General features: G+C 62.2%; 17 protein-coding genes. 3 read left to right on the forward strand and 14 right to left on the reverse strand.

Translation table 11 applies throughout. The features are described from left to right. The 6 genes from ACR42D_RS16220 to ACR42D_RS16245 form a co-directional block, all read right to left on the reverse strand. Positions 1-234 carry an acyl carrier protein gene (locus ACR42D_RS16220; protein ID WP_484567825.1) on the reverse strand — a complete coding sequence of 78 codons (234 nt, stop codon included), beginning with the start codon at positions 232-234 and terminating at the stop codon, positions 1-3. 36 nt (positions 235-270) lie between these two features. Further along, positions 271-1014 carry a 3-oxoacyl-[acyl-carrier-protein] reductase gene (fabG, locus tag ACR42D_RS16225; RefSeq protein ID WP_484567826.1) on the reverse strand — a complete coding sequence of 248 codons (744 nt, stop codon included), beginning with the start codon at positions 1012-1014 and terminating at the stop codon, positions 271-273. 140 nt (positions 1015-1154) lie between these two features. Then, complete coding sequence (locus ACR42D_RS16230) at positions 1155-2141, reverse strand: beta-ketoacyl-ACP synthase III (RefSeq protein WP_484567827.1); 987 nt, start codon at positions 2139-2141, stop codon at positions 1155-1157. A 79-nt stretch (positions 2142-2220) separates the two neighbouring features. Continuing rightward, positions 2221-3270, reverse strand: coding sequence for a phosphate acyltransferase PlsX (gene plsX / locus ACR42D_RS16235; RefSeq protein WP_484567828.1), 1050 nt, complete (start codon positions 3268-3270; stop codon positions 2221-2223). Next, a complete protein-coding gene (rpmF, locus tag ACR42D_RS16240; RefSeq protein WP_484567829.1) occupies positions 3263-3442 on the reverse strand; it encodes a 50S ribosomal protein L32 in 180 nt (59 codons plus the stop codon). The genes plsX and rpmF overlap by 8 nt, the downstream gene beginning before the upstream one ends. Positions 3443-3508: 66 nt before the next feature. Continuing rightward, positions 3509-4030, reverse strand: a complete 522-nt coding sequence (locus tag ACR42D_RS16245; RefSeq protein WP_484567830.1) for a YceD family protein — start codon at positions 4028-4030, stop codon at positions 3509-3511. A 233-nt stretch (positions 4031-4263) separates the two neighbouring features. Here ACR42D_RS16245 and rpmB point away from each other — a divergent pair, with 233 nt between their 5' ends. Both rpmB and ACR42D_RS16255 read left to right on the forward strand, forming a co-directional pair. Beyond that, on the forward strand, positions 4264-4479 hold the full coding sequence (rpmB, locus tag ACR42D_RS16250) for a 50S ribosomal protein L28 (protein WP_319583315.1): 216 nt from the start codon (positions 4264-4266) through the stop codon (positions 4477-4479). A 298-nt stretch (positions 4480-4777) separates the two neighbouring features. After that, entirely contained in the window at positions 4778-5071 is a 294-nt protein-coding gene (locus ACR42D_RS16255; RefSeq protein ID WP_484567831.1) for an SHOCT domain-containing protein, read from the forward strand. A gap of 85 nt (positions 5072-5156) precedes the next feature. Here ACR42D_RS16255 and gltX read toward each other — a convergent pair whose 3' ends face one another. The 5 genes from gltX to ACR42D_RS16280 form a co-directional block, all read right to left on the reverse strand. Continuing rightward, on the reverse strand, positions 5157-6554 hold the full coding sequence (gene gltX / locus ACR42D_RS16260; protein ID WP_484567832.1) for a glutamate--tRNA ligase: 1398 nt from the start codon (positions 6552-6554) through the stop codon (positions 5157-5159). Between the two features lie 282 nt (positions 6555-6836). After that, positions 6837-7058 carry a NifU family protein gene (locus ACR42D_RS16265; RefSeq protein WP_484567833.1) on the reverse strand — a complete coding sequence of 74 codons (222 nt, stop codon included), beginning with the start codon at positions 7056-7058 and terminating at the stop codon, positions 6837-6839. A gap of 121 nt (positions 7059-7179) precedes the next feature. After that, positions 7180-8247 carry an HDOD domain-containing protein gene (locus tag ACR42D_RS16270; RefSeq protein WP_484567834.1) on the reverse strand — a complete coding sequence of 356 codons (1068 nt, stop codon included), beginning with the start codon at positions 8245-8247 and terminating at the stop codon, positions 7180-7182. 102 nt (positions 8248-8349) lie between these two features. Next, entirely contained in the window at positions 8350-9597 is a 1248-nt protein-coding gene (locus ACR42D_RS16275) for an OprD family outer membrane porin (protein WP_484567835.1), read from the reverse strand. A gap of 114 nt (positions 9598-9711) precedes the next feature. Further along, positions 9712-10338, reverse strand: coding sequence for an MBL fold metallo-hydrolase (locus ACR42D_RS16280; protein ID WP_484567836.1), 627 nt, complete (start codon positions 10336-10338; stop codon positions 9712-9714). A 77-nt stretch (positions 10339-10415) separates the two neighbouring features. Between ACR42D_RS16280 and ACR42D_RS16285 the strand changes: the two genes are divergently transcribed. Then, positions 10416-11588, forward strand: a complete 1173-nt coding sequence (locus tag ACR42D_RS16285) for an SGNH/GDSL hydrolase family protein (protein WP_484567837.1) — start codon at positions 10416-10418, stop codon at positions 11586-11588. Between the two features lie 87 nt (positions 11589-11675). Here ACR42D_RS16285 and ACR42D_RS16290 read toward each other — a convergent pair whose 3' ends face one another. The 3 genes from ACR42D_RS16290 to ACR42D_RS16300 form a co-directional block, all read right to left on the reverse strand. After that, positions 11676-12509, reverse strand: coding sequence for an alpha/beta fold hydrolase (locus ACR42D_RS16290; protein ID WP_484567838.1), 834 nt, complete (start codon positions 12507-12509; stop codon positions 11676-11678). An 842-nt stretch (positions 12510-13351) separates the two neighbouring features. Beyond that, positions 13352-13939: a hypothetical protein gene (locus ACR42D_RS16295; RefSeq protein ID WP_484567839.1), complete on the reverse strand. Its 588-nt coding sequence runs from the start codon at positions 13937-13939 to the stop codon at positions 13352-13354. A 50-nt stretch (positions 13940-13989) separates the two neighbouring features. Further along, a complete protein-coding gene (locus ACR42D_RS16300; protein ID WP_484567840.1) occupies positions 13990-15138 on the reverse strand; it encodes an RHS repeat domain-containing protein in 1149 nt (382 codons plus the stop codon). Between the last annotated feature and the right edge of the window lie 318 nt (positions 15139-15456).

Here is a 15456-nt window from a genome sequence, read left to right on the forward strand (position 1 = left end):
TTAGATGGCCTTCTCGATGTGCGAGATGGCGTCGCCGACCTTGAGGATCTTCTGAGCTTCTTCGTCATCGATTTCCAGGTCGAATTCCTCTTCCATGGCCATGATCAGCTCGGTCAGGTCCAGGGAGTCGGCGCCCAGATCTTCGACAAAAGCGGCGGTCTCGACGACTTCGTCTTCGGACACACCCAGCTGATCCACGATGATCTCTTTCACTTTCGCTGCTACGTCGGACATAGTTTCCTCCACTACACAAATGAGTTTTTTGCTAGATTACATGTACATGCCGCCATTCACGCCCAGCACCTGGCCGGTGATGTAACCGGCTCCGGGGCCGGCCAGGAAGGAGACGGCGGCTGCGATATCCCCGGACTGCCCGAGGGTTTTTAATGGAATTTGTTCGAGCATGGCCTCGACCACCTTTTCCGGCAGCTCGGCGGTCATGTCGGTCTCGATGAAACCGGGGGCCACGGCGTTGACCGTGATGTTGCGACCGGCCAGCTCGCGGGCGGCGGACTTGGTCAGGCCGATGAGGCCGGCCTTGGCCGCACAGTAGTTGGCCTGACCCGCATTGCCCATCTGGCCGACCACGGAGGTGATGTTGATGATCCGTCCCGAGCGCTGTTTGCCCATGATCTTGGACGCTTCCTTGAGGAAGACGAAGCAGCCGGTGAGGTTGATGTGGAGGACCTTGTCCCAGTCCTCGTCCTTCATGCGCATCATCAGCCCGTCGCGGGTGATGCCCGCATTGTTGACCAGGACCTGGAGATCGACCTTGCCCTTGATCTCGTCCTTGAAGAACGCGGCGATGGCGTCCCGGTCGGCGGAGTCGAGCTGGAAGGCGCGGGCCTTGCCGCCCGCCTTTTCGATGGACGCGACCACCTCGTCGGCGGCCTCGGGACGGCTGACGTAGGTCAGGAAAACCTCGAAACCGTCGGCGGCCAACTGCTCGGCCACGGTGCGGCCGATGCCTCGGGAACCGCCCGTAACCAGGGCGACTTTGGGAAGATCGCTCATCAGGTACCCTCTTGTCGTTCTCTTGTGGTCAGGACCCCATATCCCAATTGCTTACGGACTGCAAATTGGCACCGGGATCGTAACCAAAAAGTTTATTCCCCATTTGCCTGCAAAAAGCAAACAAACAGCCGTTTTAAATTCTAGAACCGGATCAGGGCCGAGCCCCAGGTGAACCCGCCGCCGAAGGCCGGGATGAGGACCAGGTCGCCGGGCTTGATGAACCCGGTGTGCACGGCCTCGGTCAGGGCCACGGGGATGGCGGCCGCGGAGGTGTTGCCGTACTTGTGGATATTGGAGAAGACGCGTTCCTCGGGGATGTCGAAGCGGCGTCCCACGGCGTCGATGATGCGGTAGTTGGCCTGGTGCGGCAGGAGCACGTCCACGTCGTCCTTCTTCAGCCCGTTGCGCTCCAGGATGGCCTCGGAGATCTCGGTCATGTTGCGCACGGCGTGCTTGAAGACCTCGCGGCCCTGGAACTCGACGAAATATTCAGGGCCCACGGCTTCGCCCAGCTTGTAGGAATAGGCCGACCCGCCGCCGTTGACCGTGAGCAGGTCGCCCAGCGAACCGTCGGCCGCGAGCATGACGTCCAGGACCTCGGGCCCCTCGCCGGGCTGTCCGGCGGTCAGGACCGCCGCGCCCGAGGCGTCGCCGAACAGGACGCAGGTGGCCCGGTCCTCCCAGTTCATGCGCCGGGTAATGACCTCGCTGGCGACCACCAGGACCTTGGAATCCGGCTCCAGGCAGATCTGCCCGCGCGCGGTCTGCAGGGCGTAGAGGAAGCCGGAACAGGCCGCCTGCACATCCATGCACATCTGACCGGTGATGCCGAACCGCTCCTGCAGCCGGCAGGCGGCGGACGGGATCACGGAATCCGGCGTGAAGGTGGCGCAGATGATATGGGTCAGCTCGGACGGCTCGATGCCCGCCTCTTCCAGGGCCTGCATCGAGGCCTCGAGGGCCAGGTCGGAAGCGGCCTGATCCTCGGCGGCGAGGTGCCTTTCCTTGATCCCGGTGCGGGTGGTGATCCACTCGTCAGAGGTATCGACGATTTTTTCGAGATCGGCGTTGGTCAGGACCTTTTCAGGGGCGTAAAGGCCAAAGCCGCGAAGGATGAAATGAGTCATGGATTGGGTGTTTATGACAATGGTACGACGCGGTCAAGCTGCGCAAGATTTTTCACATCCCGTAGGGATGCGCACTGCGTCAGGCCGCGTCCCTGTCGGGCTTGGCGGCCAGCCCCTTGTGGGCGGCCACGCCTTCGGCCAGGTGGCCGTAGGCATTGTTGCGCACGCTGGTGGCGGCCATGCGGATGCAGTTGGTCATGGCCAGCTCGTTGGACTTGCCGTGGGCCACGATGACGATGTCGCGCAGGCCGAGCAGCGGCGCTCCGCCGTATTCGGCGTAGTCCACGATCTTCTTGAACCGCTTGAACGCGCCGAAAGACAGCAGCGTGCCGAGCATGGACAGCCAGCTGGACTTGAGCTCGTCCTTGAGGATGCGGCTCAGGGAGCGGGCCAGCCCTTCGGAAAGCTTCAGGGCCACGTTGCCGACAAAGCCGTCGCAGACCACGATATCCACCTCGCCGGTGAAGATGTCGCGTCCCTCGACGTTGCCGATGAACCTGAGCTGCGACCGCTTGAGCAGGTCGAAGGCCTCGCGCACGGCGGCGTTGCCCTTGCCCTCCTCCTCGCCGATGGACAGGATGCCCACGGACGGGTCCTTCACGCCCAGGACGTGCCGGGCCAGGACCTCGGCCATGAGGCCGAACTGGAGCAGATGCTGCGGCTTGGAGTCCACGTTGGCGCCCACGTCGATGAGCACCACCGGGTTCTTCTCGGTGGGCAGAATGCCGGCCAGGGCCGGACGCTGCACGCCGGGGATGCGCCCCAGGACGAACATGCCGCAGGCAACGGTCGCGCCGGAGTTTCCGGCCGAGACCACGCCGTTGGCCTTGCCTTCCTTGACCAGGCGGCAGGCCACCTGGATGGAAGAGTCCTTCTTGCGCCGCAGGGCGTCGGCGGGCTTGTCGTCCATTTCGACCACCTGGGAGCAGTGGACCACTTCGATGTCCAGCCCATTGGTGTCGAGCTTGGCGAGCTCGGCGCGCACCTTCTGCTCGTCGCCGACGAGCACGATGGCGATGCCTTCACGCGCGGCGCTGACCGCGCCGGGCACGACGACGCCGGGGCCGAAATCGCCCCCCATGGCATCCACGGCTATGCGTGGAATCCGAGTCTCTTCGGTCTTAGGCATTTTCGCCGTCAATGACCTGGCGTCCCTTGTAGGAGCCGCAGACAGAGCAGGCGCGGTGGGGCAGAGTGGGCTCGCCGCACTCGCAGTAAATGACGTTCGGAGCGGCAACCTTGTCGTGGGAACGGCGCATGCCCTTACGGGACTTGGACGTTTTCTTCTTGGGGACAGCCATGATATATACCTCGTATTGATTTGTTCTCAGCCATTTGCCACGGAGCCGGACTCCGGGCAAGGGGCGTTACTTTATCTTCAAGTCGCGGAAAACCGCAAGCCTTTCGTCGCCCTCTTCCGGCTGGCAGGTGCACTTGCCGGTATTGAGGTTGGCGCCGCAGCCGGGGCAGATCCCCTCGCATCCATCCGAGCACAGGGGCTTGAACGGCAGCGACAGGGCGAATTCCTCCCACAGGAGGGAGCCCATGTCGAGCTGCAACTGGCCGTTGTCCACGCGCATGCGCGGCTCGCCCTCGGCGTCTTCGCCGTCGGGCAGCTGCTCATAGGCGTCGAACGCCGCGTCGATCTCGAAAGGATACGGCTCGGCGCAGCGGTCGCAGACCAGCAGGACCGAACCCTTGAGGGTGCCGCGGATCAGCGCCCCGTCCTCGGACTGGGGCATGACCGTGTACTCGGCCACCAGGTCGCGGTCCGGACGGATGGACAGCTTGAATTCGCGCCACGCCTCGCGCCAGAAGTTCTGGTCGTCGAAGGTGAAGCCTCGGCCCTCTGCGGCAATGTCGCTTATAGTCAGCCAGAATTCAACCATGGTCTTCTCCGTTTTTTTCCCGGTCCTTTCCATACCGGCAGGGCCCGGCCCCACGGCCGGACAACCGGTGCTTCCTATATGGTAATAAAATCCCCTGTCAAGAAAAAAACCCTTGCCATTTGTTGCCGGGCTCGGTAAGGATTCTCTCCCGCCGCCTGGACAAGCTACCATTTTCCAGCGGCCCATTACGAGCGAAAACAAATTATTTCCTTAGAATACATTAGGAGGTCGCAATGTCCCAGGTTTGCGATATTTGTGGAAAGGGTCCCCAGAGCGGCAACAACGTGAGCCACTCCCACATCAAGACCAAGCGTCGCTTCATGCCCAACCTGCAGAAGGTCCGCCACCAGCTGGAGTCCGGACAGGTTGTCAGCATCAAGGCCTGCACCCGCTGCATCCGCAATGGTGCCGTGGTCAAGCCCGTGGCCAACCAGAAGCCCGAAGCCTAACCGCCGCAACACATTTCGTTTGCGAAAAGTTGCCGCCGAATCCTCGGCGGCAACTTTTTTGCGTCCTGTGAACGGCGGCCCATGCCGCCCCGCCGCCTCCGGTCACCGCGCGCCTCGGCGCGCATCCCCCACCCTGCTTCTTCACCCATTGTGCAGGTTCCTGCCCGTCCCGGGCGCAACCCCTTGCACGTTTGCACTTTTCCAGCTTGACCACTCACCATATAAGTCGCTGTAATTCCATACCAAAAACTTTGGCACGGTCCCTGCTTTCTTTAGGCAAACACGCTCTGGAGGCTTCATGGATTATCTGACCACATACGCGAACTGGTGTACCGGCCCGGGATTCGGGCACGGCCCGATGTTCGGCGGCGGGTTCGGCACCATGGGCATGGGGTTCGGCTTTCCCGTCGGGGGGATCGTCCAGCTCCTCATCCTGGGCATGATCATATACTTCACGGTGCGCCTGATCCGGAAACCCGCCACACATTCCGGTCCCGGCACGCCGGTGGATGTCCTCAAACGCCGATACGCGGCCGGTGAACTCGACCGGGAGACGTATCGCGCCATGAAGGATGAGCTCCGCAACAGCTAATGGACATACACACCTCCCCAAGCAAAGGCCCCCGCCGGACTCTCCTTCCGGCGGGGGCCTCCTCGTGCCTTGGATGCGATGAAACCTACAGTTCGACCGCCCGCTTGATCCGGGCCAGGGTCTGCTCCTTGCCGAGCACGACCATGGTCTCGAACAACCCCGGAGACTGGGTCTTGCCGGTGATGGCCACGCGGATGGGCTGGGCGATAACCTTGAACTTGATGTCCTTGTCCTCGATGAATTGCTTGTGCACGTCCTCCAGGGCGGACTCGGTGAACTCGGAAAGACCCTCCATGCGCTCGGCGATCTCGGCGAGCAGCGGCTTGGTCTCCCCGGTCAAAAACTTCTTCACCGCGCTCTCGTCGTAGGGCAGGAACGCGGCGTCCACGATGAACGGGCGGGCCTGCTCCAGCATGTCGATCACGGACTTGGCCCGGGGCTGCAACAGGGGCGCGATCTTCGCGAACCGCTCGCGGCTCACGGACTTGGCCTCCTCCTCGCCCACCTCGCGGGCCAGGAAGTCGCAGAGCATCCCGGCCAAGCGGTCCGGGTCGGCCTTCTGCATGTACTGGCCGTTGACCCACTCGAACTTGGTCAGGTCGAAAACCGACGGCGAGTTGCCCAAGCCGTCCGTGGTGAACAGCTCGACCATCTCGTCCATGGTGAACAGCTCCTGGTCGCCGTGGGACCAGCCCAGCCGGGCCAGGTAGTTGGTCACGGCCTCGGGCAGGTAGCCCATCTTCTCGTACTCCATGACCGACAGCGCGCCGTGGCGCTTGGAAAGCTTCTTCTTGTCCGGGCCCAGGATCATGGGCACGTGGCCGAACTCCGGCACGTCCCAGCCCATGGCCCGGTAGATCAGGATCTGGCGCGGGGTGTTGTTCACGTGGTCGTCGCCGCGCAGCACGTGGTTCACGCCCATGTCGTGGTCGTCCACCACCACGGCCAGGTTGTATGTCGGCGTGCCGTCCGAGCGGCGCAGGATCATGTCGTCCATCTCGGTGTTCTCCACCGAGATGAATCCCTTGACCATGTCCTTGTACCCGGTGGCGCCCTCCTGCGGGGCCTTCAGCCGGACCACGCCCGAGGTCAGCCCCTTGTCGCGGCAGGTGCCGTCGTACTTGGGCTTGCGGCCTTCCTTCATGGCCTTCTCGCGCATGGCGTCCACGTCCTCCTTGCTACAGTCGCAATAGTAGGCGTGGCCCGAGGCGATGAGCTGGTCGATGACCTCGTTGTGCCGGTCCGCACGCTCGGACTGGAACACGATCTCGCCGTCGTGCTCAAGCCCCAGCCAGCGCATGGAGTCGATGATGGCGTCGGTCGCCTCCTGGGTGGACCGCTCACGGTCCGTGTCCTCGATGCGCAGGCGGAACTCGCCGCCCATTGAGCGGGCCAGCAGCCAGGAAAACAACGCGGTGCGCGCACCGCCGATATGCAGGAACCCGGTGGGGCTCGGCGCGAAACGGGAAACGATCTTGGTCATGTGAATGCCTCCGGCGGCCAGGGAACCTTTTGAAAAAGGTTCCCTGGACCCTCCAAAACTTTTTAGCGCCGCTTCGCGGATGGTGCGAACGCGGCGGGTGTTTCTAGTATGTAATATGTCGATCCGATGCCTCTCGGCCCACCCACTCCCCTTCGCGAAGCGACCCAAATAGTTTAGGAGGGAGAGAGGGGATGGGGGTCCGGGGGAAGGGGGGAGAGGGAACCCTTTTCTGAAAGGGTTCCCTCTCCCCCCTTCCCCCGGCCGCCGGAGGCATCATCACCGCTATACGGCTTCGACGCCCTTCACTTGGGGGAGTTCCTTGAGGATAATCCGTTCGATGCCGTTTTTCAGGGTCATCTGGGACATGGGGCATCCTTTGCAGGCCCCGGTCAGGCGGACCTTGACGATGCCGGAGTCGGTGACTTCGACCAATTCCACGTCGCCGCCGTCGCCCTGGAGCATGGGACGGACCTTGTCCAGCACGGCTTCCACTTTATCTCGCATGACAAAACCTCCGTGAATTCGGGTTCGGTCGGAACATCTACGGCCTGGCGCGCCGGTTGTCAAACCCGGCGCGCGGGCCGGCGGGTTTATCGGGATTCGGGGGCCCTGTCGAGCGGCCCGGCTATTGGTCGAGGAGGATGGCGAAGGCCTCGTCGAGTTCCTCGTCCAGGTCCTCGACCATCTCGTCCATCAGCTCCGCGGTGAAGTTCATGGAGGCCCAGACCTCGGGGCACGGGGGCTGGACAAAGAACTCGCCGCTGGAGCCGACGCCCAGGCCGGTGGCGATGGTCTCGGCGCAGTGCACCAGGAGCGGCTCGGCCTCCTTGTGGCCCTTCTTGGGCTGGTGATGTTCCAGCACGGCGGAGACCAGGATATAGGGGAAATTCCACTTGCGCAGGAGCATGCCGCCCAGGGTGGCGTGGTCGAACCCGAGCAGTTCCTTTTCCTCGACGAACAGGACCGCGTCCTTGGCCCGGGCGTGGGCGTGCACGGCCGTGGCCCGCTCCGGCTCCACCTGGAGCAGGATGAGCTGGCCGATGTCGTGCAGCAGACCGGACACGAAAGCGCGTTCCGGGTCGCCCTGGCCGGTGATGCGGCACAACCGCCGGGCGATGAGGCCGCAGCAGATGGAGTGCTTCCAGAACTGCTCCATGTTGATGACTTCGGCGGGCACGTCCTTGAACAGGGACATGACCGAGGTGCCCACGGCCAGGGTGGACAGCTGGTTCACGCCGACCACGGTGACGGCCCGCGAGATGGTGTCGATCTGCATGGGCAGGGAATAGAAGGCGGAGTTGACCATGCGCAGGAGAAAGGCGGTCAGACCGGGGTCCTGGCTGATGATCTCGGCCAGGTCGTCGGCCGAAGTGGACCGGGAGCTGATGGCCTGCTGCAACTCCAGGAAGACCTGGGGCAGGGCCGGAAGCTGGTGGTCGTGCCGCAGGATGTCCAGAGGGTCCAGGGCCTGGACCTCGGGCAGCGGAGACTCGGCCTTAAGCCGTTCGTACCGGTGCGGATTGGCGGTCATGTCCGCGGCCACGCGCTTGACCCCGAGACGGGCCAGCCGCTTCAGGGAGTCATCCGGTTTCTTTATGAACTTGAACCGCTTGTTGAGCAGTTTTTTTGCCGCTTCGAGGGTTTCGGGCGCGTACGCCTTGTCGGCCTTCACCCGGGCGCTTTCTTCAGCCATCTGTCGTTCCTTAGTGGTTATGGAAGCCAGCCGACTGCAACATAATAGAAAGCACGTAGGATATAAAGCCCTTTTTGCCGAAAGCCGGAAGCCTCGCCCCTTCTAGAGCAACTGGAAGTTGTATTGCAGCCGCAGCCGGACCTGGTAGCCGTCCCGGCCGCCCATGCTCTCGTCCGCGTCCTGGTAGGAGAACCGGCTGAGCGCGGTGAGCCCCTTCAGGTCGCCGTCGAAGTCGTAATAGAGATCCAGGTCGTACTCGTTGCGGTCGAAGGAGGCGTTGCGCCCCGTGTCCGGCGTATCGCCGAAAACGGCCTTGATATCGGCCCGGTAGCCGTCCCAGCCGATGTGCGAAAAGTCGTAGGCCAGGCCGAGCAGGAGCGCCTTTTCCCCGGCCCGCGCAAAGTTGTAGGCCATCATGTTGTTGAAGAACGGATAGGTGCCCCAGGAGCTGCGGATGCCCTCCGAGTCGTCCACGATGGTCCCGCCCAGGTCGAAGGTGAAGCCGCCGTACATGAGCGAGCCCATGAGCCCGGCCTCGCCCGTGCTGTAGTCGCCCCTGAGCTGGTCGCCCACGCTGCGCTGGTCCACGCCCTGGAAGAGCAGAGAGTAGTGGACGCCTTCGGGGTCGCCGAAGGTGTACTTGAGCTGGGTGAAAAAGGTGTTGTCCAGGTCCGGGGCGTAATAGTTCCAGAAGCGCAGCGGCAGGTAATCGAAGGGTTTCCAGTCGGCCCCGGCCATGACCACGCCCCGGTCCTTGTCCCGCAGCCCGGCCATGTAGCTCATGGACTTGAACAGCTCGGTGTCGCGGCCCTTTTCCTTGTCCACCCAGAACAGGGACAGTTCCAGGTTGTCGATGTCGCCGGATTTCAGCCCGTAGGCCTCGAATGTCTGGGGAAGCATCCGGCTGTCGTTGCCGTTGATGAACGGGGTCTCGATGCGCTGCCGCCAGACGCGGGCTTCGGTCCCCGCGTACCGGGCCTTGAGGTACGCCTCGCCCAGGGCCGCGAACCCCTCGTTGTCCGAGGAAAGCAGCCCGGTGCCGCCCTGGTCCTCCTGGTTGAACTCGCCGGTCAGGGGCGCGGTGCCGTACACGGCCGCGCCCGCGCCGAAGTGGTCGGCAATCCACGGGGTCTCGTACTTGAGCCAGCCGCCCAGGGCCAGGGACTCCTTGATGTTGTCGAACTCCTGCCCTGTCGTGGTCTTGTTGCGCTGGGTGAAATAATAGAGCCGGACCTGGCCGGTGACGGTGCCCCACTCTGAGGGCTTCTTTTCATCGGCTGCGTAGCCGGGCTGAACGAGGATCAGAGAGAGGAGACAGGCCAGAACAAGATGCGAAAGTTTGGCGGACACGGCGAAAATCCTTGCGTTGAGACCTAAGAATACGGGGGACGCACCCCGAACGATGGGCTCACGCTACATCATCGGCGCGGGAAAGGTAACCATTATCTGGCCGGAATTAAGGGCTTAAAAAATAAAATGCGGATTGTTCGCCTTTTCGTGGCACACGGTGGTCATGGGCCCGTGGCCGGAATAGACGCGGGTGTCGTCCGGCAGGGTGAAGATGCGCGAACGGATGGAGCCGAGCAGCTCCGACGAGCTGCCGCGCGGCAGGTCGGTGCGGCCCACGGCGATCATGAACAGCAGGTCGCCCACGAATACGCACCCGGCGGCCGGGAAGAAATAGGACAGGCTGCCCGGCGTGTGGCCCGGCGTGTCCAGAACCAGGAGCGGCTGGCTCAGGGCGGTGCGCCGCCCCGGCACAATGGGCGTGTACGGGAAGTCGATGAACCGCGCGAACTCGCGGCAGCCGCCCGCCTCGAAGGAGAATTCCTTGAGGAACTCGTCCTCCCCGCTGGCATAGACCGGAGCGGGATGGGCCTCAAGCAGTTCCTTGACCCCGCCGATATGGTCCAGGTGAAAATGGGTCAGGTACACGCCTTCCAGGGTCAGGTTCAGGGCCTTGATGCGCTCGATCAACCGGCCCGGCTCCAGGCCGACGTCCACGACCACGGCGCGGCCGTCCAGACTCACCAGGTAGCAGTTGGTCTCGTCCGGACCGAGGATGAAGGTTTCGATGGTCAGTCTGGCCATGGCTTGCCCTGTCCCGCTTCCACGCGTATGCAGAAGATGACGTTAACGATTTCGCAAGGATAAGAACAAGGTAAAGAATGCTGTACTTTCTGGGCAACTGTCAAATGGATTTCCTGTCCCGGTCCGTGGCCGGGCTCGGCCTGCCTGTCGGACACTCCGAGCTGGCCTCGCCCATGACCCACGCCAGCCACCCGGACGGGATCCCGCCCGCCCTCGCCCGCTTGGTCCGCGAGCACGGCCTGGCCGACGCCTTCAACGGACGCCGGCCCGAAGACCAGTTCGGCCTGCCCGGACAAGAAAGCCAGCCGCCCGCCCTGCTCGTCCTGAACCTGTTCCATGAGACCGCTCCGCTCTTTAGGCACGAACGGAACGGCTTCATCTTCCACATGAACCCGGCGGCCTGGCGCGCCGCCCCGGTCCTGGTCGCCTGGATGGAGACCAACTGCCGCGCCATCGCGCCCAACCCGGCCACCTACCTGAAACGGTTCGGCCAGTTCCTCGCCTACATCCGCGAGCGGCTGCCGGACACGCCGATTCTCCTTGTCACCCGCCTGAACCATTACCCGGCATTCGGCCCGGCCCCGCATTCCTATCTGGAGAACTGGACGGCCCTGAGCCGCGAGGCCCCGGCACACTATGCTGTCTGGGAACGCGAACTGGGCGTGCGCACCCTCGACGTGAACCGCGTGTTCGGCGGGATATGGCGGGAATCCGGGGACGGCATCGAAACGCATTGCCCGTTTCTCAAGATCGAACTGGAAGAACGCGACGGCACGGTCACCGGCCTGCGCGCCTCTCGGGACGTGGAGCACATCGGCCCGCTGTGGGCCCGGCTGGCCGACAAGGTCGCGGACTTCACGCAGACCGGGGAAATCCGCTACGACGAGACGGAAACCACAGTGCCCGAGTGGGACCGGGCGTGGCAGCCCGCGGTCCTGGACGACGAGGCGGTCATCGACCGCTTCGCCAGCGAGCGCAACTACCCCTGGGCCGAGGCGGTGGGCAGCTTCTTCATGGACCTCTCCCGCGACCGCACCCCGCTGCTGGCCGCGTCCGGCGAATTCATGCCCGTATGCCACAACACCCTGCACATGGTCCGCGCCTACGGCCGCATCTTCAAGAATCCGCTGCTGGCCACCTTCTGCGACACCCACCGTCCGGCCGCCGAAGCCTTCGCCGACAACGGCCCCCTGTACCGAGCCGACTACCTGGCCCGTCTGGACGAGATCCGGGCGCATGCGTTGAGCTGACGGCATCGGCGGCGGAAGCCCGAGAAAGACGAGGACCGGCTCGGCAACGCCGAACCGGTCCTCTTGACGCATGCAGCGCCTGTCAGATCAGTTGTCCTGAATGAATTCGAGAATGTCCTTGTTGATGACGTCCGCATACGTCGTGGCCATGCCGTGGGGGTACCCCGGATAGGTCTTGAGCGTCCCGTTGCTGAGCATCTTGATCGAACGCATGGCCGAGTCCTTGATCGGCACGACCTGGTCGTCCTCGCCGTGCATGACCAGGGTGGGAACGTCCATCTTCTTGAGGTCCTCGGTGAAGTCGGTCTCCGAAAAAACCTTGACGCAGTCGTACTGCGCCTTGACCCCGCCCATCATGCCCTGGCGCCACCAGTTGAGGACGATGCCGGGCTGGGCTTCCACGTTGTCGCGGTTGAATCCGTAGAACGGCCCGGAAGCGATGTCATGGAAGAATTGCGCCCTGTTCTTGAGCAACTGCTCGCGGAAGCCGTCGAACACTTCAAGAGGCGTGCCCTCGGGGTTGCTGTCGGACTTGACCATGATCGGGGGCACCGCGCCGATCAGGACGGCCTTGGCCACCCGCCCCTTGTCCGCGCCGGCCACGTAGCGGGCGACCACGCCGCCGCCGGTGGAATGGCCGACCTGAATAGTGTCGCGCAAATTCAGCTTGTCCACCAACTCGGCGGTATCCGCCGCATAGTGGTCCATGTCGATTCCGGCCCCGACTTGCGAGGACCGGCCGTCACCCCGACGGTCAAACGCGATGACGCGAAAGCCCTTGTCCAGGAAGTAGAGCATCTGCGAATCCCATTCGTCGGCGGTCAAGGGCCATCCATGATGGAACACGATCGGCTGTGCGGACTCGGGGCCCCAATCCTTGTAATAAATATCAACGGCGTCTTTGGTTTGGAATATAGCCATGATTACATCTCCTTTGGTTTGCGAAAGCGATTCCACCCGGCTTCATGATCCCGATGAAAACAGTTTAAGGGACAACATAACACGGCTTGGATAAAAAATCTCGTCGTTCCCGTGAAAAAGGCGAAGTCTTGGCGGAACGCCGGGCAGGCCGACAGTCATTCGGGATCGTGGGAAGCGATGCGCACTCGCTCCCATCGCCAGCCTACGGAGGCAACCGCCCCCCTACCGGGCAAACGACCTGGCCGACCGGGGCGAAATCCGGGCGCACGCGCCGGACTGCGGGATCGCCCCCCGCCGTCCATGGAGGGGCGGGGAGACACCGCAAAACAAGAGGCCCCGTATGAAACGGGGCCTGTACTTTCATGCTTGTTTCTTCAACTCGGGATGGCGCACGTAGAAACCTTCCAGAGGTTCCATGGGAGTACCGCATCGAGGGCACGTTCCGTCTCGTGCTTTGGCAAGAGGCAGCGCGGTTTCGCAATGGGGGCAGACTGTAATCGGTTCGCTCCTCTTTCTCCCACAAAATGCGCCAACAATCATAAACACTCCGACACCACCGACACTGACACCCATCGCGAGGAGATACCGCCCCCACTCCCAACAATATCCGAAACGGGTACAGTATCCGAGATCGAATACCATAGTCGAGGCAACCAGCAGACTAGCGACCCCACCAGCCAGAGGCAGTAGGCTGAGACTTTTGTTTGCCCGAACGCTTTTCTCTTTTTGAGATTGAGTCATATATTTGTTTCCCCCCCTTCTATTGCGATTGTTGCGGTTTGCCCTTCGACCGTTTCGGGAGGCATATTCGGGCTAAACGGGTCCGTCGCAATCCTGCCTTTTCATCGGGGCGGATCAGGTGCTATTGCCGCAGCCGTCACGGTACAAAAGGTGAGCAGAAGTGCGAAAGAGCCGATGAGGGCAGTGAGGACCATCATGAGCGAAGAGGTTGAATGCCATATGGTTAGCAAATAATTGAACGGGACATACAAGGAAATGGTCGCGACAATGAAAGCGATTTTACCGGCTCCCTTCAACCTCCGAGATTCACCCGTGGCCACTCTTACAAGGAGCGGGGAAAAGGCGGTATATGCTCCTGAAAAAGACAAGACAGCCAACACGCGAACATAAAACGCCGACTGGCCCAATTGGACAGCGACCGCCAGCACAATGGACACAATGAGAAAGACAAGTAGCAACAAGAGCGAGTATCTCATGTTTCTCCAAGAAGCCATCAATCCAAAATACTCTCTGATAGTAATGGATTTCTCGCTGCTTATAGCGATCAAGAGCGGTGAAGCCACAAACGCGAACACGACAAACGCGAAAGGGCTGTTCTCCAAAACGACCACCATGAAATAGAATACAATTCCGGAAAATAATATTACGCGGCTGTTGTTCAGCAACCGAGTAGTGACAAACTGTAACATTGGCACCTCAAAAGGGACTGACGACAGGATTCGCCGCCAGCCCCCTCATGTCATTTCTTCCATGTTTGATTGTAATATTCGTCTATTTTCTCACCGCGTTTGCCGAACCGGCCTTCTTGTATTTCTTCAATCCGCTGATCGTATTTCCCAATACCATTTTCCCAGATACGCGTTCCAGCTTCCAAGAGAACATCCTTTACGCCTCCACTTGGAGGGAGAAACACATCCGCCGCTTCTCTACCAATTTTATTGATTGTGGGTGCCGCTCTCAAGAAGGGACCAGCCAATTGTACCCACAATCCCAATGGGTCGTTACTATTAACCGGGTCATCAAGACAATACCCGTACCAGTCCGGGTCGCCGCCCTTGTCCCCGATGGGGTCCGGCGCGGTCCACCTGCCGGTCCTGACGTCGTAGTCCCGCCACCCGAAGCGGACGAAGCCCAGGTCCCGGTCGTGCAGGCCGCCTGCAAAGCCGATGGGCAGGCGCAGGCTCGGGTTGGTGTCCTCGATGATGCCGCCGAACGGGTCGTACAGCACTTCCTTTATCACGTTGTCGTCCACGTCGGCAACCACGCGCAGGGAGCCGACCTGATCGTAGAAGAGCCCGGCCACGATCCCGTCGTCGCGGCGCATGGCGAAGGGCGTGCGCTCGCCGTCGCGGTAGGCGAATTCGTAGGCGTGTTGTCCGTCGTGGAAGGCGGCCAGGCGCACGAAATCGAGCCACTGGTAGGCCTCGACGAGCTGGCCGTTCCGGTACTTGGCCACGCGTTGCCCGTCCTCGTCGTGGGCAAAGGTGAAGACCTTGTCCCGGTCCTCTTCCTCGGCTTTGAGCAGCCGATAGTCCGGGCTGTACTCGTACAGGGTGTACACGCCCTTGTCCGACCAGATGGACCGGAAACCGCGCTCGTCATGGGAGTACTGCCCGCCCCCCGCGCGCATCAGCCGGTTGTCCGAGGTGTATTGGTAGTCCCGGTAGTTCGCCCCGGCCGTGGCGGGCAGGTAATCCCGCACCCGGCGGCCTTCGCGGTCGTACCAGCATTGGCAGATCAGCCGCCCGTCCAGTTTGGCCTCGGTCAGCCGCCCGCCGTCGTCATACGCATAGGTCCAGGTGGACTTGCGCCCCCTGACCGTCTCGGTTTTCTCCACAATCCGCCCGTCCGGGCCGCGCCTCACGTCACAGGTATATGGTGCTGCCATGGCAACCTCCTGGTTTCGCCCCCGAGGTCCATCCCCAGGAATCCAAACCAGCATACCCCCGGTTTTCGCCAACACCCTGTTTTGTCGAAGAATGACGCCCAAAAGCACCAGATAAGCATAAAAAAGCAACTTGACAGGGGGAGGAAGAATGCCTCCGGGCCTACAGCCGTTGGCGAGTCTTCGAGCCCTACGGATGAGGACAGCAGCGATCGGCCAGAGGGGAAACTTTCGAGAAAGTTTCCCTCTGGACTCCCCTTCAAAGCTTTTTGTGTGCCTTCGGCAAGGACGTGCGAACGCAACAAGACGGCCTCCGGCTCA

It is taken from the genome of Pseudodesulfovibrio sp. lm2024, assembly GCF_051175575.1.
Taxonomy (GTDB): Bacteria; Desulfobacterota; Desulfovibrionia; order Desulfovibrionales; family Desulfovibrionaceae; genus Pseudodesulfovibrio; species Pseudodesulfovibrio caledoniensis.